Source organism: Agrobacterium sp. LEGMi-208b, from assembly GCF_059511785.1.
The window spans coordinates 2,175,561-2,194,285 of the sequence record NZ_CM183445.1 but is presented as its reverse complement, the minus strand read 5'-3'; the positions used below and the strand labels follow the sequence as shown (position 1 = coordinate 2,194,285).

The following is an 18,725-nucleotide window of genomic DNA, read 5'->3' as shown; positions in this document are numbered from 1 at the left end:
GTCATTCCGGCCTTGCGCCGGAATCCAGCCGACGCACGTCTGTGCGGCGAGAGAGTCTTTTCAGCCCAAAGACTTGGGCTGGCTGGATTCCGGCACAAGGCCGGAATGACGGAAAATCGAAACGCGAAATCTCGTGTCGCAAATGTCGCACCCCGCCATTGCCCTGTTGCTCTTCCCGCTTCGCAGAGCGATAAGGACCGCAGGGTCGAAGGAGGCGGACGATGAGCGGCGAGACCATTACCCTTTATGAAGCGATCGGTGGCGATGCGACCGTCAGGGCGCTGACCCGGCGCTTCTACGAATTGATGGATACCCTGCCGGAGGCAGCGCGCTGCCGCGCCATCCATCCCGCCGATCTTTCCGGCAGCGAGGCGAAGTTTTACGATTATCTGACGGGATATCTTGGCGGACCGCCCGTTTATGTCGAGAAACACGGCCATCCGATGTTGCGGCGGCGCCATTTCGTCGCCCCCATCGGCCCCGCCGAGCGGGATGAATGGCTGCTCTGCTTCCGCCGCGCCATGGACGAGACGATCGAGAACGTGAAGCTGCGCGACATCATCTGGGCGCCGGTGGAACGGCTCGCCTTTCACATGCAGAACCAGGAGGCGGATAGCCAATGACCATGCAGAGCGCGACCATCGCAAGCCTGCCCCCTGCAAGATTGCGGGCCTTCATTCTGTTGCTGGGCGGCCTTTTGGGCGCTGCCGGCGTCATGCTTGCCGCCGCCGCCACCCATACCGGCGAAACCTATATGCTCGGCAATGCCTCGGCCATGGCGCTGGCGCATGCGCCGGTGCTGGTGGCGCTGCATATCGGCGCGGATCGCATCAGAACCGCCATTCCGGCGGGCCTGATCCTCGGCCTCGGCACCGCGGTCTTTGTCGGCGATCTCGTCACCAGGCATTTTTCCGGCCACAGCCTGTTTCCCTATGCTGCGCCCACCGGCGGCCTCGGCATGATCGTCGGATGGCTGGTGCTGTGCGCGGGAGCGTTCCTGAAGCCGAAAGTTTGATTTTTTAGACAACCCGCGTTTTGACGCATATTGCGTGCGGCGCTTACCTCGCACTCGGCGTCATCCTCGCCCCTGAGGCGAGGATCCATGGACCACGGAAATTGTGAACCCTCCGGGCAAGCCCGAGGATGACGACGGAGAGGCTTCAGCCCCTGCGCCGCGTCCAGCGAAACGACAGGATATTGCGGCCCTCTTCGGCCGCCGCGCCAATCTCGAAGGACGGCGTTTCACCCGGCTGGCGGGTGCGCAGATAGGGAAAGGTCACGACATTGCCGCCGCTTCTGGCAAGGCGGTTGCGCCTTTCGCGTTCACCGATGATTTCATAGATGTCCGTCAGCGCCGGATCGGCAGCCTGCTCGGCCATCTTGTGCAGTTCCACGCGGCAGGCCTCTGCCATCGCTGGATTTTCATCATGGAAATTATTGCGCTCGTCGCTCATCGCTGGAGGTCCGTTCATTCATCGTCTGCAGCGCCCGCTCCAGACTGGATTTGCTGCCATTGCGCAGCGGAATGAACGTCTTGCCGAATTTCTTGCAACCCGACTTCACCCGCAGACACGCATCGTGGCTGATACAGTCGATCGGGCAGAAAACGCAGTCGACGGAAGGAAGCACGGTATCGATGCGGGAGACGGCTTCACGCAGGCCGCCATCGTGATGAATGAGCTCCGCGCCGAAATTGCTGGCGATCTGGCGAAGATGCGCAACCTGACAGTCACGGCCGCCGACATAAAGAAAGCTTTTCGGACCGGAAAGCTGCTGTTCGGCCACATCCCGCTCGGTCTGGGGAGCGCCCTTGCCCTGCTTGCCGCCACGTTCGGCCTTCTTCTTTTCCTTGCGCGCCATTCCCTCACCTGCCGGTTGATTTTTCAATGCCCCGGACGTTCGGGATGCCGGCACCATAATAAAGATGAGTTTTGGAGTAAAGTATAAAGGTGATAATTTTCCTCATGTTTTGACATAAAGAATCGATCACATATTCGCGAGAACGGCCCCGTTCAGCCGTTTATCCGCAATCCGCCCATGAAAAGCTGCTCCAGATGCCGGGCCGCATCCTCAAAACGGCCCTCGCCGCCATTCTTCTCACCCAAGACCGCCCGCACCTGCACATCGAAATCCGCATAATGCTGGGTGGTCGACCAGATCGAAAAAATCAGGTGATAGGGATCGCATTTTGCCATCCGCCCGGCCTTCACCCAGGCACGGATCACCTCGGCCTTTTCATCCACCAGTTGTTTCAGCGGCCCTTTCAGCTCATCTTCGATATGCGGCGCGCCCTGCAGGATTTCATTGGCGAAGAGCCGGCTCTCACGCGGAAAATCGCGCGACATCTCCAGCTTGCGGCGAATATAGGAGCGGATTTCGCTTTCGGGATTGCCCTCCGCGTCGAAAGCGCGCAACGGGTCGAGCCATGTGTCCAGCACCCGCTCGATCAGCGCGCGATGCATCGCCTCCTTGGTGCGGAAATAATAAAGCACGTTCGGTTTCGACATGCCGGCGGCCTCGGCAATCTGGTCGATGGTGGAACCGCGAAACCCGTTTGTGGAAAAAACACTGAGCGCAGCTTCAAGAATCGCTTCCTGCTTTTCTTCCTGAATGCGGGTCCGCTTCTGTGTTTTCGCTGCGCGCGGTATGGCCATTCTCAGCTCTCTGTTTCTTTTCAATGCAATTGCCGCTACAGTATGCTTAAAAAATAATCGACGCGTACAGTTTAGGCAAAATTAGTGCGATTCGTCACGAAATTCCCTTGCTGACATCGCTGCGAATTTGCAATGTTTACCAGCCGGTCAATTTATCCCCCATCGCCATCTTTAGGCAATGGCTGTTATCTTAACCGGCAAAAAAGGGAACGGCACAAGCTTTGCATCGATAAAAACAAAACAGGTGAGGACGACACTGCATGACGGCGGGTAAGAACTTGACGGTCAATGGCGACCGTCTGTGGGATAGTCTGATGGATATGGCGAAGATTGGCCCCGGCATTGCCGGCGGCAATAATCGCCGCACGCTGACGGATGAGGATGCGGAAGGCCGAAGCCTGTTCCAGCGCTGGTGCGAGGCGGCGGGTCTGACAATGGGCGTCGACCGCATGGGCACCATGTTCGCCACCCGCCCCGGCGAGGACCCGGATGCGCTTCCCGTTTATATCGGCAGCCATCTCGACACCCAGCCGACCGGCGGCAAGTTCGATGGCGTGCTTGGCGTGCTGGCCGGGCTGGAAGTGGTCCGCAGCCTTGATGACTTGAACATAAAAACCAAACACCCGATCACCGTCACCAACTGGTCGAATGAAGAAGGCGCGCGCTTTGCCCCGGCCATGCTGGCCTCCGGCGTCTTCGCCGGCATTCACGATCTCGATTACGCCTATGGCCGCACCGATACCGACGGCAAGACCTATGGCGAAGAACTGAAACGCATCGGCTGGCTGGGCGAGGAAGAGGTGGGCGCGCGCAAAATGCACGCCTATTTCGAATATCACATCGAACAGGGGCCGATTCTGGAGGCGGAAGGCAAACAGATCGGCGTCGTCACCCATTGCCAGGGCCTGTGGTGGCTGGAAGTGACGTTGACCGGCAAGGAAGCCCACACCGGCTCCACCCCGATGGCCATGCGCGTCAATGCCGGCCTGGCCGCCGCCCGCATTCTCGAAAAGGTGCAGGAGGTGGCGATGGCCCACCAGCCGGGCGCTGTCGCCGGCGTCGGCCAGATGATCTTCACGCCCAATTCCCGCAACGTGCTGCCCGGCAAGGTGGTCTTCACCATCGACCTCAGAACCCCCTCGCAGGCGAAACTCGACAGCATGCGCGCCATCTTCGAACGCGAGGTGCCGCAGATCGCCGAAGAACTCGGCGTCGGCTGCTCGATCGAAGCCATTGGTCATTTCGATCCCGTCACCTTCGATCCCGTGCTGGTCGGCCGCGTGCGCTCCGCTGCCGAAAGACTGGGCTACAGCCACATGGACATCATTTCCGGCGCCGGCCATGACGCCTGCTGGACCGCAAGGGTCGCCCCCTCCACCATGATCTTCTGCCCCTGCGTGGACGGGCTTTCCCACAACGAAGCGGAAGAGATTTCGCCGGAATGGGCGGCCGCCGGCTGCGATGTGCTGCTGCATGCGGTGCTGGAGACTGCGGAGATCGTGGAATGATCGTGCCCACGAGGCCAGACCCCCTCATCCGGCCCTTCGGGCCACCTTCTCCCCGGCATCACCTCTCACCCTCATTCCTGTGCTCGTCACAGGAATCCAGCCGACGCGCGTCTGCGCGACGAGAGGACTCTTCTCAGCCCAAGGACTTGGGCTGGCTGGATCCCTGTGACGAGCACAGGGATGAGGGAGGAAATCGCGCGAATTGCAGCAGCTTTGCAATCGTCATGCCGCCTCTCACTCACAGCGAACTTCCAGGTAAGCCTGAGGAGAAACACCAATGACCGCCACCATCATCAAAAACGGCACCATCGTCACCGCCGACCTCACCTACAAGGCCGACGTGAAAATCGAAGGCGGCAAGATCACCGAGATCGGACCCGATCTGACCGGCGGCACGGTGCTGGACGCGACGGGATGTTACGTCATGCCCGGCGGCATCGATCCGCACGTGCATCTGGAAATGCCCTTCATGGGCACCTATTCCGCCGATGATTTCGAGAGCGGCACGCGCGCGGCACTGGCCGGCGGCACCACCATGGTGGTGGATTTCTGCCTGCCGGAGCCCGGCCAGTCGCTTCTGGACGCCCTGCAACGCTGGGACAACAAGGCGACGCACGCCAATTGCGATTATTCCTTCCACATGGCCGTCACCTGGTGGGGCGAGCAGGTCTTCAACGAGATGAAGACGGTGGTTCGGGAAAGAGGCATCAACTCCTTCAAGCACTTCATGGCCTATAAGGGCGCGCTGATGGTGAATGACGACGAGATGTTCGCCTCCTTCTCGCGCTGCGCCGAACTGGGCGCCATTCCCTTCGTGCATGCGGAAAACGGCGATATCGTCGCGCAGATGCAGGAAAAACTGATGGCGGAAGGCAATATCGGGCCGGAGGCGCATGCCTATTCCCGACCGCCCTCCGTGGAAGGCGAGGCCACCAACCGCGCCATCATCATCGCCGATATGGCCGGCGCCCCGCTTTATGTCGTCCACACCTCCTGTGAGCAGGCGCATGAAGCGATCCGCCGCGCCCGGCAAAACGGCATGCGGGTCTATGGCGAACCACTGATCCAGCACCTGATCCTCGACGAGAGCGAATATGCCAATGCCGACTGGGATCACGCCGCCCGCCGCGTGATGTCGCCGCCCTTCCGCAACCGGCAGCATCAGGATAGCCTCTGGGCGGGTCTCGCCTCCGGCTCGCTGCAATGCGTGGCGACCGACCATTGCGCCTTCACCACCGAGCAGAAACGCTTCGGCCTTGGCGATTTCCGCAAGATACCGAACGGCACCGGCGGGCTGGAGGATCGCATGCCGCTGCTCTGGACCCATGGCGTGGCGACCGGCCGCCTGACGATGAACGAATTCGTTGCCATCACCTCCACCAACATCGCCAAGATCCTCAATATCTATCCGAGAAAAGGCGCAATCCTCGTCGGCAGCGATGCCGATATCGTCGTCTGGGATCCGGCGCTGGAAAAGACCATCCGCGCGGCGAACCAGCAATCGGCCATCGATTACAACGTGTTCGAAGGACAGAAGGTGAAGGGCCTGCCGCGCTACACCCTGTCGCGCGGCCTCGTCAGCGTCGAGGAGGCCACCATCGAAACGCAACCGGGCCACGGTCAGTTCATCGCCCGCGATCCCTATCCCGCCGTCAGCCGGGCGCTCTCCACCTGGAAGGAACTCGTCGCGCCGCGCAAGGTGGAGCGCAGCGGCATTCCGGCATCGGGTGTATGACCGTGAGCGCCGGGCCGAAACGGGAAATCGTCATCGCCGCAGCCGTTCTCCTCAATGAGCGGCGGCAGATGCTGGTCGTGCGCAAGCGCGGCACCACGCAATTCATGCAACCGGGTGGCAAGATCGATCCGGGCGAAACGCCGGAACAGGCGCTGCACCGCGAGCTGGCCGAGGAAATCGGCCTGACGCTGCCCAAGAATGCGGCCCGCTATGAGGGCGTCTTCCGCGAGGAAGCCGCCAATGAAACCGGCGCCGACGTCGTCGCCCATGCCTTTATCGCGAGGCTTTATACGGATGTCGCCCCGCAGGCGGAGATAGAGGAAGTGCGCTGGCTCGATCTCGACCGCGACCCGGACGTGATGATCGCCAAGCTTACGGAAACCCAGATGCTGCCGCTGGCGCGCGCAGCGCTCACGGAAAGCGACAATCAGCCAAGATGAACCAGGCCTCTCCCTATTCCGTCGTTTCCGCCAGAAAACTGGGCCTCACCTTCGAAACGGGGGATGGCCCGGTCCACGCCCTGTCGAATGTCGATCTGGATGTGGGAAAAGGCGACTTCGTCTCCTTCATCGGCCCTTCCGGCTGCGGCAAGACCACCTTCCTGCGGGTCATCGCCGATCTTGAAAAACACACATCCGGCGAGATCACCGTGAACGGCACGACGCCGGAAAACGCCCGCAAGGACCGCTCCTACGGTTACGTCTTTCAGGCCGCCGCACTTTATCCCTGGCGCAGCATCGAAAAGAACATCGCGCTGCCGCTTGAAATCATGGGCTATGGCAAGGCCGAGCAGCGTGAGCGCATCGATCGCACGCTCGATCTCGTCAACCTCACCGGCTTCGGCAAGAAATATCCCTGGCAGCTTTCCGGCGGCATGCAGCAGCGCGCCTCCATCGCCCGCGCACTCGCCTTCGATGCCGACCTGCTTCTGATGGACGAGCCCTTCGGCGCGCTGGACGAGATCGTGCGCGATCATCTGAACGAACAGCTGCTGAAGCTCTGGGATACGACCGGCAAGACCATCTGTTTCGTCACCCATTCCATTCCCGAAGCGGTCTACCTCTCGACCAAGATCGTCGTCATGTCGCCGCGGCCGGGAAGAGTGACTGATGTGATCACATCCACGCTGCCGCGGGAAAGGCCGCTGGAGATTCGCGAGACGCCGGAATTTCTGGCCATTGCGCACCGCGTGCGTGAGGGGTTGAAGGCGGGGCATGGCTATGAGGGGTGAGGTCAGCGCCAGGAATACCCCCCTCTGCCCTGCCGGGCATCTCCCCCTCAAGGGGGGAGATCGGCAAGGCGCCCTCCCACCGCTTCATTCTCAAGCGTCGAGATGGGCGAGACCTATCCGCGAGTCGATCTCCCCCCTTGAGGGGGAGATGTCCGGCAGGACAGAGGGGGGTAAGCGTCACTCTCAGAGCACGCGTAACCCCCACCCTCGGAGGACGCTGCAATGACCCTCCTCCGCCACCGCATCCTCCCCATCCTCACCGTCCTCCTCGCCATCCTCATCCTCTGGCACCTCGCCGTCATTTACCTCAACATGCCCTTCGCCCGCGACCAGGCCACCCGCGCGGGCCAGACGCCGGGTTTCCTCGAACTCCTGCCGCAAACCTTCGCCCAGGAACGCCCGGTCCTCCCCGCCCCGCACCAGATCGCCGCCGAACTCTGGGACACCACCGTCAACAAGGCCATCACCTCCAAGCGCAGCCTGATCTACCACGCCGGCATCACGCTTTCGGCCACCCTGCTCGGCTTCGCCATCGGCGCCGTCCTCGGCATCCTGCTTGCCGTCGCCATCATCCATAACCGCGCCATGGATCGCTCCGTCATGCCGTGGATCATCGCCAGCCAGACGATCCCCATCCTCGCCATCGCGCCGATGATCATCGTCGTTTTGAACTCCATCGGCATTTCCGGGCTTCTGCCCAAGGCGCTGATTTCCACCTATCTCTCCTTTTTCCCCATCGTCGTCGGCATGGTGAAGGGCCTCAGAAGCCCCGAAACCCTACAGCTCGACCTGATGCACACCTATAATGCCTCACCGGCGCAGATCTTCTGGAAGCTGCGCTGGCCCTCGGCGCTGCCCTATCTCTTCACCTCGCTGAAGATCGCCATTGCCATCGCGCTGGTCGGCGCCATCGTCGGGGAATTGCCGACAGGCGCGGTCGCTGGTCTCGGCGCACGGCTTCTCTCCGGCTCCTATTACGGCCAGACGGTGCAGATCTGGGCAGCGCTGTTCATGGCCGCCGGTGTTGCGGCCCTGCTGGTGTCGATCATCGGCATCGCCCACGCCGCCGTGCTGAAAAGAATGGGAGCACGGCCATGACGAACCCCTTCTGGTTTATCGGCGCGATCCTGTTCTGGCTTGCCGCCTGGGCCTTCAACGAATGGCTGGTGCGGCGCAACTTCACCTCCTCCTCGGGAAAGCGCATCAGCCGCATCGCCGTGCCTCTCCTCTTCGGCCTTGCCATTGTGGCGCTCTGGGAAGGCGTCGTGCGCGGCTTTTCCGTTCCGCCCATCCTGCTGCCGGCCCCGAGCGCCATCCTCACCCGGCTTCTCGGTTCGCTGCCGATCCTCTGGGCGGATTTCCGCCAGACCTTCCTCAAATCGGTACTGACGGGTTATGTGCTGGGCTGCGGCCTCGGCTTTGCCGTCGCCATCCTCATCGATCGCTCGCCCTTCCTGCAGCGCGGGCTCTTGCCCATCGGCAATTTCGTCTCCGCCCTCCCGGTGGTCGGCATCGCGCCGATCATGGTCATGTGGTTCGGTTTCGACTGGCAGTCGAAGGTCGCCGTCGTTGTCATCATGACGTTCTTCCCCATGCTGGTGAACACGGTGCAGGGGCTTGCCGCTTCCAGCCACATGGAACGCGACCTGATGCGCACCTATGCTGCCGGCTGGTGGCAGACATTGGTGAAGCTGCGCCTGCCCGCCGCCTGGCCCTTCATCTTCAACGCGCTGAAAATCAATTCCACACTGGCCCTGATCGGCGCCATCGTGGCGGAGTTTTTCGGCACGCCCATCGTCGGCATGGGCTTCCGCATCTCGGCGGAAATGGGCCGCAGCAATGTCGATATGGTCTGGGCCGAGATAGCCGTGGCGGCGCTCGCAGGTTCGGGCTTTTACGGTCTGGTGGCGCTCGCGGAGCGTGCCGTCACCTTCTGGCATCCGTCCGTCCGTGGGGGACGAACGTAAATAACGAAAAAGGGAACAGCGATGAAAATGAAACTTGCATCCATGCTTCTTGCCGGTGCGTCAGTCCTGACCGCATTCGGAGCCCAGGCCGCCGACAAGATCACCCTGCAGCTGAAATGGGTCACCCAGGCGCAGTTCGCCGGTTATTACGTCGCCAAGGACAAGGGTTTCTACGAAGCCGAAGGCCTCGATGTCGATATCAAGCCCGGCGGCCCGGATATCGCGCCCGCGCAGGTTCTGGCCGGCGGCGGTGCTGACGTCATTGTCGACTGGATGCCGTCCGCCCTTGCGACGCGCGAAAAAGGCGTGCCGCTCGTCAACATCGCCCAGCCGTTCAAATCGTCAGGCATGATGCTGACCTGCCTGAAAGAAACCGGCATCACCAAGCCGGATGATTTCAAGGGCAAGACGCTCGGCGTCTGGTTCTTCGGCAATGAATATCCGTTTCTGTCGTGGATGGCGCACCTGAAAATCCCGACCACCGGTGGGGCCGATGGCGTGACCGTTCTCAAGCAGGGCTTCAACGTCGATCCGCTGCTGCAGAAACAGGCCGCCTGCATTTCCACCATGACCTATAATGAATATTGGCAGGTCATCGATGCCGGCATCAAGCCGGAGGAACTCGTCACCTTCAAATACGAGGCCGAAGGCGTGGCGACGCTGGAGGACGGGCTTTACGTTCTCGAAGACAAGCTCAAGGATGCGAAGTTCAAGGAAGACATGGTCAAATTCGTCCGCGCTTCGATGAAAGGCTGGAAATGGGCGGAAGAAAACCCTGACGATGCCGCCGGTATCGTTCTCGAAAACGACGCCTCCGGCGCGCAGACCGAAAAACACCAGAAGCGCATGATGGGCGAAGTGGCCAAGCTCACCGCCGGCTCGAAGGGCGCGCTCGACAAGGCCGATTACGAACGCACGGTGAAGACCCTGCTCGGCGGCGGCTCCGATCCTGTGATCACCAAGGAACCATCCGGCGCCTACACCACCGAAATCACCGACGCGGCGCTGAAATAGTCTGGGGCGGGAAGATAAGATCGCGCGGCGATGACCGCGCGATCTTGGTGAACGGCAACCTCTCCTCCGTCATCCTCGGGCTTGACCCGAGGATCTGCCAAGGTTTCAATGTTAGCGAGGCGAGCCCGAAGTGACGGCGTGCCAGGCGTTCTCAGAATTCCAGACCGCCTCACGTAATGGTAACCCATTTGACGAATTACAATATCCCGACCTATACAAAAATGTATATCAACCATCGCGGCTATGCGGATTGATTTGCACGGCAACAAGAATTACAGTCCCGCCCACAAGACTGCCAAATTTGATCTTGTAAAAAAAGCACAAGGCAAAGGTGCTTGAGATTCGCGTTGAGGGGCGTTTGAATCGGGAGGATCGAAAAGGAAGTATTGTGATCCCTTGTTTCACATTCGCCATCGCATGACCTTTTAAGATACGGCCCCGGGCCTTCAGGACATGTGAGCGGATATTGCGCGAGCCAAGACACATGCAGCATAAAGTCACGTTTAACCGCTTTGTAGTCCTTCTTCTTTCCGCAACGGTGCTCCCTCTTTCCGCAGCAGCCGAGGGAGAGGCGCAGGCACCGGTCAAACAGCAGAACCTGCCCTCCATCATCGTTGCGCATGCGGCAAAACGCGATCTCGTGGACCGCATCATCGCGACGGGCACCATCCGCCCCGTGGACGAAATCTACGTCCAGCCGCTGGTTGACGGCCTGTCGATCGATACGCTGAACGTCGATATCGGCGACAAGGTCGAAGCAAACGCGGTCCTCGCCGTCCTCTCCTCGGACAGTCTCATCCTTCAGAAAAGCCAGCTCGAGGCCAACAAGGCCAAGGCGCAGGCTGCCGTCGCACAGGCCAAGGCACAGGTCCTGGAAGCGGAGGCGAGCGCCAATGACGCGAACCGCCAGCGCGACCGTGCCGCAAAGCTCGGCCAGAGCGGCTCCGGCTCCGTCTCGCAGGTGGAGCAGACCCAGGCGCAGGCCGAAGTGGCCGCCGCCAAGCTCAACGCCGCCCGTCAGGCCGTTTCCGCCGGCGAGGCCGATATCAAGGTGGTTGACGCGCAGATTGACGACATCGACCTGAAGCTGACGCGCACCGGCGTGAAAACCCCGGTCGCCGGCATCGTTTCGGCCAAGAACGCCAAGGTCGGCGCAATCGCCAGCGGCTCCGGCAACCCGCTTTTCACCGTCATCAAGGACGGCGCGATCGAACTTGTCGCCGATCTGTCCGAGACCGATATCCAGAAGGTCAAGGCCGGCCAGAAAGCCTATTTGACGGTTGCCGGCGGAGCTGAGAAAATAGAGGGCAAGGTGCGCCTCGTTTCGCCCACCGTCGATCCGACGACGCGCCTCGGTTCCGTGCATGTGGTGCTGCCGGAAAACAGCCCGGCGCGCTCTGGCATGTATGCCAGCGCGGCGATCATCGTCGAGGAGACGAATGCGCTCGCTTTGCCGCTGTCGGCCGTTACCTCCGGGCGTGAAGGCTCGACCACCCGCAGGGTGGAAGGCGACGTCGTCAAGCAGGTGAAGATCGAGACCGGCATAGAAGACAGTGGTTTCATCGAGATTGTCAGCGGTCTTGCCGCTGGAGACAAGGTTGTCGAGAAGGCTGGGGCATTCGTACGTGATGGTGACCGGATTAAACCGGTGGAAGCCCAGACGGCTGCGTCCAACTGACTGAGGGATTGAAATGAACTTTTCCGCATGGTCAATCCGTAATCCGATTGCGCCGCTGCTCGGCTTCGCGCTTTTGATGATCCTCGGCATGCAGGCGTTTAACACCCTGCCCATCACCCGTTTTCCGAATATCGACGTTCCCGTCGTGGCCGTCACCGTGACCCAGAGCGGGGCTTCGCCCTCCGAGCTGGAAATGCAGGTGACGAAGGAGATCGAGGACGCCGTCGCCGCCATCAGCGGCGTCGACGAAATCCAGTCCACCGTGGTCGACGGCCAGTCGACGACGACGGTCGTCTTCCGCATCGAAAAGCCGACGGAAGAGGCCGTTCAGGACACGAAGGACGCCATCGACAAGATCCGCAGCGATCTGCCGGCTGATATCGAAGTGCCCGTCGTCAGCAAGATCGACGTCGAGGGACAGGCGATCCAGACCTTTGCCGTCTCCTCGCCCAATATGACGCTGGAAGAACTGTCCTGGTTCGTGGATGACACGATCAAGCGTTCGCTTCAGGGCCAGTCCGGCATCGGCAAGGTCGACCGTTACGGCGGCGCCGACCGCGAAGTGCGCGTGTCGCTGAGCCCCGAAAAGCTCGACGCCTATGGCATCACCGCCACCGAAGTGAACAGCCAGCTGCGCGGCACCAACATCGATCTCGGTTCCGGCCGCGGCCAGGTGGGCGGCAATGAGCAGACGATCCGCACGCTCGGCGACACACGCGATGTGAGCCAGCTTGCCAACACCACGATTGCGCTTTCCAACGGCCGTTTCGTCAAGCTTTCCGAGCTTGGCACGGTCACCGACACCTATCAGGAACAGAAGTCCTTCTCGCGCTTCAACGGCAACCCGGCTGTCACCTTCGCGGTGTTCCGCTCCAAGGGTGCCAGTGAGGTCTCCGTCGCCGAAACCGTGGCGGCAAGCCTCGACGAGGTGCGCAAGAATCATCCTGACGTCTCGATCGAAATGGTCGATGACGCCGTCTACTTCACCTATGGCAACTACAAGGCGGCGCTCGACACGCTGATCGAAGGCGCGATCCTCGCCGTCATCGTGGTCCTGCTCTTCCTGCGCAACTGGCGCGCAACCCTGATTGCCGCAGTTGCCCTGCCGCTTTCCGCGATCCCGACCTTCTGGATCATGGATATCATGGGCTTCTCGCTCAACCTCGTCAGCTTCCTCGCCTTGACGCTCGCCACGGGTATCCTCGTGGACGACGCCATCGTGGAAATCGAGAACATCGCCCGCCACATCAAGATGGGCAAGACGCCTTATCGGGCTGCACTCGAAGCGGCGGATGAAATCGGCCTCGCCGTCATCGCCACCAGCTTCACCATCATCGCGGTCTTCGTGCCCGTCTCGTTCATGCCCGGCATTCCCGGCCAGTACTTCATCCAGTTCGGCCTCACCGTCGCCTTCTCGGTGTTCTTCTCGCTCGCCGTCGCCCGTCTCATCACGCCGTTGATGGCGGCCTATCTGATGCGCGCCGAAGACGCGATGGACGACCACCACGACAATGACAGCCGGTTGATGAAGGCCTATACGCGCATGGTCACCGCCACCACCCGCAAGTGGTGGGCACGGTATCTGACGCTGCTCGGCGCCATCGGCTTTCTCGTCGCTTCCGTCATTCTGCTCGCCGGCGTTCCGGGCAGCTTCCTGCCGCCGGATGATGCCTCACGCGTCACGCTTTCGGTGGAACTGCCGCCCAATGCGACGCTCGACGAAACCGACCGCACGACGACGCAGATTTATCATGCGCTGCGTGACATCAATGGCGTGGAAAGCGTCTTCATCCTCGGCGGCGCTTCGCCGAAGGGTGACCTGGAGCTTCGCCGCGCCACCGTCAACGTCATCCTGCAGCACATCGACCATTCGCTGCTCAAGCTGGTGGTCAACAAGGGTCTCGGTTCCATTCCGCTCATCGGCCAATATCTGCCGAAGGTGGAGGAGAAGGGCCGCATACGTCCGCAATGGGATGTGGAACGGGATATTTTCGCGCAGGTGCGCGGCATCCCCGATGTCCGCATCATCAAGCTCAACGACCGTGCGGAACGCGAGCTCTCCTTCAACTTCCTCTCAAGCAACGAGAAGGATCTGAACGACGCCGTCGGCATTCTCGAAAGCCGCCTGCGCGCCTCGCCCATCCTCGCCAATGTCAGCTCGGAAGGCGCTCTGCCGCGTCCCGAACTGCAAATCCGCCCGCGCAAGGATGAAATCGCCCGCCTCGGCATCACGCCGCAGCAGATTTCGCAGACCGTGCGTGTCGCCACCATCGGCGATATCGACGCGCAGCTGACGAAGATCTCGCTGGACGACCGGCAGATCCCGATCCGCGTGCAGGCATCGCTCGATACCCGCCGCGATCTCGCCACCATCCGCGCGCTGAAGATCAAGACCGCCTCCGGGTCGCTGGTGCCGCTCTACAGCGTCGCCGATATCGACTATTCGGAAGGTCCAAGCTCGATCAAGCGCAACGACCGCAACCGCGTCGTCTCCATCGGCTCCGACGTGCCCTTCGGCACGGCGCTGGATACCTCGACGGCCGAGTTCAAGCGCATCGTGTCGGAAACCGAACTGCCGGCAAGCGTCCGCCTTGCCGAAAGCGGTGACGCCAAGGTGCAGGGCGAAATGCAGCAGGGCTTCGTCAACGCCATGCTGCTCGGCCTGATGCTGGTGCTGGTCGTGCTCATCCTGCTGTTCAAGGATGTCATCCAGCCCTTCACCATCCTGTTCTCGCTGCCGCTTGCCATCGGCGGCGTGGCGGTGGCGCTCATCATCACGCAGAACGCGCTCTCCATGCCCGTTCTCATCGGCATCCTGATGCTGATGGGCATCGTGACGAAAAACGCCATCCTCTTGGTGGATTTCGCCATCGAAATGCGCCGTCACGGCATGGAACGGGTGCATGCCATGGTGGAGGCCGGCCGCAAGCGCGCCCGCCCGATCATCATGACATCCATCGCCATGTCGGCGGGCATGTTGCCCTCCGCACTCGGTGTCGGCGAAGGCGGTTCCTTCCGCGCGCCGATGGCGATTGCGGTGATCGGCGGTATCATCGTCTCGACGGTGCTGTCGCTCATCGTGGTGCCCGCCTTCTTCCTGATCATGGACGACCTGTCGCGCCTGCTCGCCCACCTCTTCGGCCGCTTCGTCGGCAAGAAGGAAGAGGAGGAAGAGGCCCTCTCCAACGAGAAACTCTCGGAGATCGCCCGCGAAAACAGCCTCGCCCTCTCCTCGCTGGAGGCGCGTGTCGCCAGCATGGAAAAGGGTACCGGCGACAAGGCCACGGACAAGGGCAGCAACATATTGCGGCTGCCGCCGCTCGCTGCGGAGTGAAGTTTGCAGAATAACGTTTGAGACGCCGGGCCATGTGCCCGGCGTTTCGCTTTAACTGATACGTGAGGGCAAAACGTCGCCGCTTGTTTCTTCTCCCCGAGGGGGAGAAGGTGGCCCGAAGGGTCGGATGAGGGGGCAAGCTCTCCGTATATCCCGACCCTCGCCCCCTCATCCCGCTGCCGCGGACTTCTCCCCCTCGGGGAGAAGAAATATGTCGCACTCGCCCGCTCCATATTTCCCCCTGTGCTTATAAGCACGAATGGACGAACCATTTCCGCCCCTATGACGACTGCAAACCTGTTTGATCGAAATCAATTCGCTTTTCAGGTGAACTGCTAGTCTCCCTCGCATCGGGAATTGCCGGTCGAGGAAAAATGCGATGAGTTCTTTGCAGATAGGCGTGAGGGAGAAGGAACTTCCCCGGTTTCGTGTCGCTTCGGACAGCCCGGCAAAAGGTTTGAGCGGGAGCCGAATGGACGTGAACAAGACCGTGAAGCTGAGCAACAGGGACAGGAACATTCTGCTGCGCGCACCCCTGATCGGGGTTGCCGATGACGCGGCAGCGCTGAAGCTGATGGAGGCGGCGACCATCACCACTGTCAACGCCCGCCACGTCCTCTTCAAGGAAGGCGAAGCGGCGCAGCATTTTTATTGCGTGCTGTCGGGTTATGTCCGCCTTTACCGGCTGGACCGGCACGGGCGCGAGGCGGATGTGCGTGTGAGCGGCCCCGGCGACACCTTCAACGAATGCCTGATCTTCGGCAGCGATACCTATCGTTACAGCGCACAGGCGGCGGAAAGCTGCACCGTGGCGCGTTTCGAACTCACAAGAATCCGAAGCCTGATCGATCAGGAGCCGGCCATCGCCAAGGCCGTCATGCGCTGCCTGTCCAACAGCCTGCTGGCGACCATGGACTGCATCGCCAACGACCGGCTGCAGACAGCACCGCAACGCGTCGCCCATTACCTCATCAATCAGGGCCCGCGCGATGCGACATCCTTTTCGCTGCGGCTGCCGTTCCAGAAAAGCCTGCTGGCCGGCAAGCTCGGCCTTGCGCCGGAAGCGCTCTCGCGCGCCTTCTCGGCACTGAAAAAGTCAGGCGTCACGGTGCGCGGCCGTATCGTGCAGGTCAATGACGTCGCGGCATTGAAGCAGATCTGAAAACACCGGGAGAGGACGAAGGGCGGGATGCTAGCCGGCAGCCCGCCCTTCTGCATGCCCGAAAACGGAAAATCAGCCCGGCTGCGGCACGAAACGGAAGCTATCGCCCTGCCGCTCGATATGGAAAAATCCGCCAAGATGGCCACCGGACACCAGCCAGCCATGATCGGCCGCCTCTGCCAGCGCCGCAAGACGGGTGGCATAAGCAAGTTCGGAATCGATATCGTAAACGAAAGCGATGCCGGGATCGGCCGCCTGCAATGCACTCACATGCAGCACATCACCCCACAATAACAGTCGCTTATCGCCGCTGCCGATGAGATAAGCCATATGCCCCGGGGTATGGCCGGGCATGGCGATCGCCTCGATATCCTCGGCAACCGTTCCCATGGGGATCGGCCGCAACATGGCGCCGCAAATATCGAGCAGCCGCGCCGCAAGATCGAAACCGCCCTGCCGGGCGGGCGGCAATGTCTTTCGCGCCTCCGCGCTGGAGAAGAAGGCTAGATCGGCCTCGGGCACCCATATCTCCGCATTGGGAAAATAAGGCCGGTCGCCATCGATGAGACCCAGCGCGTGGTCGCCGTGAATATGGGTGAGGATGACACGGCTGACATCATCAGGCTGAATACCGGCGGCGATCATCGCCGGGCGGGCATGGCCATAGGCGGCGCCCCAGGCCGTGCCACAGCCGGCATCGATCAGCCACACACCATCGGGCCCGGAAAGCGCAAAACAATTGACATCCATGTCGACCGTCCCGCCCTCAAGCCGGGCGAGAACGGCAGCCAGCGCATCCGCGCCCTGCCGGTGGATGAGATGACCGACCGGCGCCTTGTAGACACCATCGATGAACCGGGACACGGCATAACGGCCAAAACGCAGCGGCTCATTCATGGCTCAAAGACCGCCCTGCTCTTTCAGGAAACCGACGATCCGATCAACGCCATCGCCGCGTTTCATATCGGTGAAAACGAAAGGCATGGCATTGCGCATCCGCGTCGCATCGCTGTCCATCACGGTCAGATCGGCACCGACGTATGGCGCAAGGTCCTTCTTGTTGATGACCAGCAGGTCGGAGCGGGTGATACCCGGCCCGCCCTTGCGCGGAATTTCCTCGCCCTGGCAGACGGAAATCACATAGATGGTGATATCGGCAAGATCGGGCGAAAAGGTCGCGGCAAGGTTATCGCCGCCGGATTCGATGAAGACCACGTCGAGATCGGGAAACCGTGCATTGAGCCCGGCAATCGCCTGCAGATTGATCGTCGCATCCTCGCGGATGGCGGTATGCGGGCAACCGCCCGTCTCGACACCGACGATACGCTCTGATGGCAGCGCCTGCATGCGCACCAGCGCCTCGGCATCTTCCTTGGTATAGATATCATTGGTGACGACGGCGACGGAATAATCGCTGCTCATCGCCTTGCAGAGCTTCTCCGTCAGCGCCGTCTTGCCGGAACCCACCGGCCCGCCAATGCCGACGCGCAGCGGACCATTACCCGATTTCATCACTCTGTTCCCTTCATCATGCTTTGGTATTTCCTACCGTAAAGCCTTGGACCAACGCTTCAAGAAGAAGCAAGAACCGTGCCGCCAGTTTCTTCTCCCCGGCGGGGAGAAGGTGGCCCGAAGGGTCGGATGAGGGGGCAACGCCAGCGATAAATAGCACCCTCGCCCCCTCATCCCGCTGTCGCGGACTTCTCCCCGGCGGGGAGAAGAAACACGGAGCGCCCGCTCGCTCCATCGATCGTTATTGGGCCGCCGTCAGGAGCGGAAAAGCCGCGTGCCCTGTGTTTCATGACGCATCGCCGCCGTATCGGCGATAACAGTGGCGCTGCCGAGGTCATCGAGCGTGGATAATGCCGCCCGTGCCGCCACCTCCGCGATCACCGCCTCGCTTGCGGCCAGAATGGCAACACCATCCTTTTGTCCCGCGACGCCAAGACGGATGCCGGCCGAAACGATCTGCGAAACACCGGCATGCAGAAAGGCGGCAAGCGTCTCGCGCAACGGCACTCCATGTCCGGCAGCCACAGCGCCTATGGCAACGGGATAGGGAGCCTCCTTCGGCAATAGCGCCAGAACCGCATGCGGCCATGCGCCGGCGGCGGAAACGAAGGCATCTCCCAGAAGCACGGTCTCGCGATAACGTTCCGCCGAACCGGCCAGCGCTCGGCCGAGATCGGCCGTTTCGCTCAGCGCAACGGCATCCTGCGAGCTTCGCCAGGCATGCGCCAGAAACACCGCATCGTTCCACAGGCCGCCATGGCACAGCAGCGTTTCCACCCAGCCGTGAAGCGCCACGACATCGCGTACGCGCCCGTCCTCCACCGCCTTTTCCAGCCCGCCGGAATAGGAAAAACCGCCGACCGGGAAGGCCGGCGACAGCCAGGCCATCAGCCGCAGCAGCGCGGCAACGCCGCTTTCCCCGCTCACGCC

17 protein-coding genes and 1 pseudogene are annotated in these 18,725 nt (G+C 61.5%); 12 read left to right on the top strand and 6 right to left on the bottom strand.

Going from position 1 to position 18,725, the window contains the following annotated elements; all coding sequences use genetic code 11:
• Window positions 1-221: 221 nt before the first annotated feature.
• Together AC5YUO_RS10625 and AC5YUO_RS10620 are read left to right on the top strand one after the other, a co-directional pair.
• Window positions 222-623, top strand: coding sequence for a globin domain-containing protein (locus AC5YUO_RS10625; protein WP_400819495.1), 402 nt, complete (start codon window positions 222-224; stop codon window positions 621-623).
• Window positions 620-1,015 carry a DUF423 domain-containing protein gene (locus AC5YUO_RS10620; RefSeq protein WP_496153276.1) on the top strand — a complete coding sequence of 132 codons (396 nt, stop codon included), beginning with the start codon at window positions 620-622 and terminating at the stop codon, window positions 1,013-1,015. Before AC5YUO_RS10625 ends, AC5YUO_RS10620 begins: the two co-directional genes overlap by 4 nt.
• Before the next feature lie 145 nt (window positions 1,016-1,160).
• On the opposite strand, the gene AC5YUO_RS10615 is transcribed toward AC5YUO_RS10620, so the two are convergent.
• From AC5YUO_RS10615 to rutR, 3 genes and pseudogenes are all read right to left on the bottom strand, one after another.
• Window positions 1,161-1,454 carry a hypothetical protein gene (locus AC5YUO_RS10615; protein WP_496153275.1) on the bottom strand — a complete coding sequence of 98 codons (294 nt, stop codon included), beginning with the start codon at window positions 1,452-1,454 and terminating at the stop codon, window positions 1,161-1,163.
• A pseudogene (locus AC5YUO_RS10610) lies at window positions 1,435-1,758 on the bottom strand (DUF2325 domain-containing protein); the annotation flags it as partial. The gene AC5YUO_RS10615 and the pseudogene AC5YUO_RS10610, both read right to left, overlap by 20 nt.
• A gap of 254 nt (window positions 1,759-2,012) precedes the next feature.
• Window positions 2,013-2,654 (bottom strand): HTH-type transcriptional regulator RutR, encoded by a 642-nt coding sequence (gene rutR, locus AC5YUO_RS10605; protein WP_003520582.1) that lies wholly within the window; start codon window positions 2,652-2,654, stop codon window positions 2,013-2,015.
• 260 nt (window positions 2,655-2,914) lie between these two features.
• On the opposite strand from rutR, the gene AC5YUO_RS10600 reads away from it, so the two are divergent.
• The 10 genes from AC5YUO_RS10600 to AC5YUO_RS10555 all read left to right on the top strand — a co-directional run bounded on the left by AC5YUO_RS10600 (window position 2,915) and on the right by AC5YUO_RS10555 (window position 16,283).
• Complete coding sequence (locus AC5YUO_RS10600; RefSeq protein WP_496153274.1) at window positions 2,915-4,162, top strand: Zn-dependent hydrolase; 1,248 nt, start codon at window positions 2,915-2,917, stop codon at window positions 4,160-4,162.
• 277 nt (window positions 4,163-4,439) lie between these two features.
• A complete protein-coding gene (gene hydA, locus AC5YUO_RS10595; protein WP_496153273.1) occupies window positions 4,440-5,897 on the top strand; it encodes a dihydropyrimidinase in 1,458 nt (485 codons plus the stop codon).
• Window positions 5,894-6,337, top strand: coding sequence for an NUDIX hydrolase (locus AC5YUO_RS10590; protein ID WP_400819509.1), 444 nt, complete (start codon window positions 5,894-5,896; stop codon window positions 6,335-6,337). The genes hydA and AC5YUO_RS10590 overlap by 4 nt, the downstream gene beginning before the upstream one ends.
• Window positions 6,334-7,128 (top strand): ABC transporter ATP-binding protein, encoded by a 795-nt coding sequence (locus tag AC5YUO_RS10585; protein WP_496153272.1) that lies wholly within the window; start codon window positions 6,334-6,336, stop codon window positions 7,126-7,128. The genes AC5YUO_RS10590 and AC5YUO_RS10585 overlap by 4 nt, the downstream gene beginning before the upstream one ends.
• A 222-nt stretch (window positions 7,129-7,350) precedes the next feature.
• A complete protein-coding gene (locus AC5YUO_RS10580; RefSeq protein ID WP_496153271.1) occupies window positions 7,351-8,226 on the top strand; it encodes an ABC transporter permease in 876 nt (291 codons plus the stop codon).
• The gene (locus AC5YUO_RS10575) at window positions 8,223-9,095 is read left to right on the top strand and encodes an ABC transporter permease (RefSeq protein WP_496153270.1); all 873 of its coding nucleotides are present in this window, start codon (window positions 8,223-8,225) and stop codon (window positions 9,093-9,095) included. The genes AC5YUO_RS10580 and AC5YUO_RS10575 overlap by 4 nt, the downstream gene beginning before the upstream one ends.
• Window positions 9,096-9,116: 21 nt before the next feature.
• Window positions 9,117-10,109: an ABC transporter substrate-binding protein gene (locus AC5YUO_RS10570; protein ID WP_496153269.1), complete on the top strand. Its 993-nt coding sequence runs from the start codon at window positions 9,117-9,119 to the stop codon at window positions 10,107-10,109.
• A 484-nt stretch (window positions 10,110-10,593) separates the two neighbouring features.
• A complete protein-coding gene (locus AC5YUO_RS10565) occupies window positions 10,594-11,787 on the top strand; it encodes an efflux RND transporter periplasmic adaptor subunit (protein ID WP_496153268.1) in 1,194 nt (397 codons plus the stop codon).
• A 13-nt stretch (window positions 11,788-11,800) separates the two neighbouring features.
• Window positions 11,801-15,121, top strand: a complete 3,321-nt coding sequence (locus AC5YUO_RS10560) for an efflux RND transporter permease subunit (protein WP_496153267.1) — start codon at window positions 11,801-11,803, stop codon at window positions 15,119-15,121.
• A gap of 472 nt (window positions 15,122-15,593) precedes the next feature.
• Window positions 15,594-16,283 carry a Crp/Fnr family transcriptional regulator gene (locus tag AC5YUO_RS10555; RefSeq protein WP_496153266.1) on the top strand — a complete coding sequence of 230 codons (690 nt, stop codon included), beginning with the start codon at window positions 15,594-15,596 and terminating at the stop codon, window positions 16,281-16,283.
• A 72-nt stretch (window positions 16,284-16,355) separates the two neighbouring features.
• Here the strand turns inward: AC5YUO_RS10555 and aidB are convergent, their stop codons facing one another.
• From aidB to AC5YUO_RS10540, 3 genes are all read right to left on the bottom strand, one after another.
• Complete coding sequence (gene aidB, locus AC5YUO_RS10550; RefSeq protein WP_496153265.1) at window positions 16,356-17,180, bottom strand: AidB family quorum-quenching N-acyl homoserine lactonase; 825 nt, start codon at window positions 17,178-17,180, stop codon at window positions 16,356-16,358.
• A 3-nt stretch (window positions 17,181-17,183) separates the two neighbouring features.
• Window positions 17,184-17,795 carry an urease accessory protein UreG gene (ureG, locus tag AC5YUO_RS10545; RefSeq protein ID WP_496153264.1) on the bottom strand — a complete coding sequence of 204 codons (612 nt, stop codon included), beginning with the start codon at window positions 17,793-17,795 and terminating at the stop codon, window positions 17,184-17,186.
• Window positions 17,796-18,050: 255 nt separating this feature from the next.
• Window positions 18,051-18,722 carry an urease accessory protein UreF gene (locus AC5YUO_RS10540; RefSeq protein ID WP_496153263.1) on the bottom strand — a complete coding sequence of 224 codons (672 nt, stop codon included), beginning with the start codon at window positions 18,720-18,722 and terminating at the stop codon, window positions 18,051-18,053.
• Window positions 18,723-18,725: the final 3 nt, after the last annotated feature.

What these genes read in the sequence shown, in the direction of transcription:
- AC5YUO_RS10625 (WP_400819495.1), top strand. Translation starts at nt 222, where the DNA reads ATGAGCGGCGAGACCATTACCCTTTATGAAGCGATCGGTGGCGATGCG.
- AC5YUO_RS10620 (WP_496153276.1), top strand. Translation starts at nt 620, where the DNA reads ATGACCATGCAGAGCGCGACCATCGCAAGCCTGCCCCCTGCAAGATTG.
- AC5YUO_RS10615 (WP_496153275.1), bottom strand. Translation starts at nt 1,454, where the DNA reads ATGAGCGACGAGCGCAATAATTTCCATGATGAAAATCCAGCGATGGCA.
- rutR (WP_003520582.1), bottom strand. Translation starts at nt 2,654, where the DNA reads ATGGCCATACCGCGCGCAGCGAAAACACAGAAGCGGACCCGCATTCAG.
- AC5YUO_RS10600 (WP_496153274.1), top strand. Translation starts at nt 2,915, where the DNA reads ATGACGGCGGGTAAGAACTTGACGGTCAATGGCGACCGTCTGTGGGAT.
- hydA (WP_496153273.1), top strand. Translation starts at nt 4,440, where the DNA reads ATGACCGCCACCATCATCAAAAACGGCACCATCGTCACCGCCGACCTC.
- AC5YUO_RS10590 (WP_400819509.1), top strand. Translation starts at nt 5,894, where the DNA reads ATGACCGTGAGCGCCGGGCCGAAACGGGAAATCGTCATCGCCGCAGCC.
- AC5YUO_RS10585 (WP_496153272.1), top strand. Translation starts at nt 6,334, where the DNA reads ATGAACCAGGCCTCTCCCTATTCCGTCGTTTCCGCCAGAAAACTGGGC.
- AC5YUO_RS10580 (WP_496153271.1), top strand. Translation starts at nt 7,351, where the DNA reads ATGACCCTCCTCCGCCACCGCATCCTCCCCATCCTCACCGTCCTCCTC.
- AC5YUO_RS10575 (WP_496153270.1), top strand. Translation starts at nt 8,223, where the DNA reads ATGACGAACCCCTTCTGGTTTATCGGCGCGATCCTGTTCTGGCTTGCC.
- AC5YUO_RS10570 (WP_496153269.1), top strand. Translation starts at nt 9,117, where the DNA reads ATGAAAATGAAACTTGCATCCATGCTTCTTGCCGGTGCGTCAGTCCTG.
- AC5YUO_RS10565 (WP_496153268.1), top strand. Translation starts at nt 10,594, where the DNA reads ATGCAGCATAAAGTCACGTTTAACCGCTTTGTAGTCCTTCTTCTTTCC.
- AC5YUO_RS10560 (WP_496153267.1), top strand. Translation starts at nt 11,801, where the DNA reads ATGAACTTTTCCGCATGGTCAATCCGTAATCCGATTGCGCCGCTGCTC.
- AC5YUO_RS10555 (WP_496153266.1), top strand. Translation starts at nt 15,594, where the DNA reads ATGGACGTGAACAAGACCGTGAAGCTGAGCAACAGGGACAGGAACATT.
- aidB (WP_496153265.1), bottom strand. Translation starts at nt 17,180, where the DNA reads ATGAATGAGCCGCTGCGTTTTGGCCGTTATGCCGTGTCCCGGTTCATC.
- ureG (WP_496153264.1), bottom strand. Translation starts at nt 17,795, where the DNA reads ATGAAATCGGGTAATGGTCCGCTGCGCGTCGGCATTGGCGGGCCGGTG.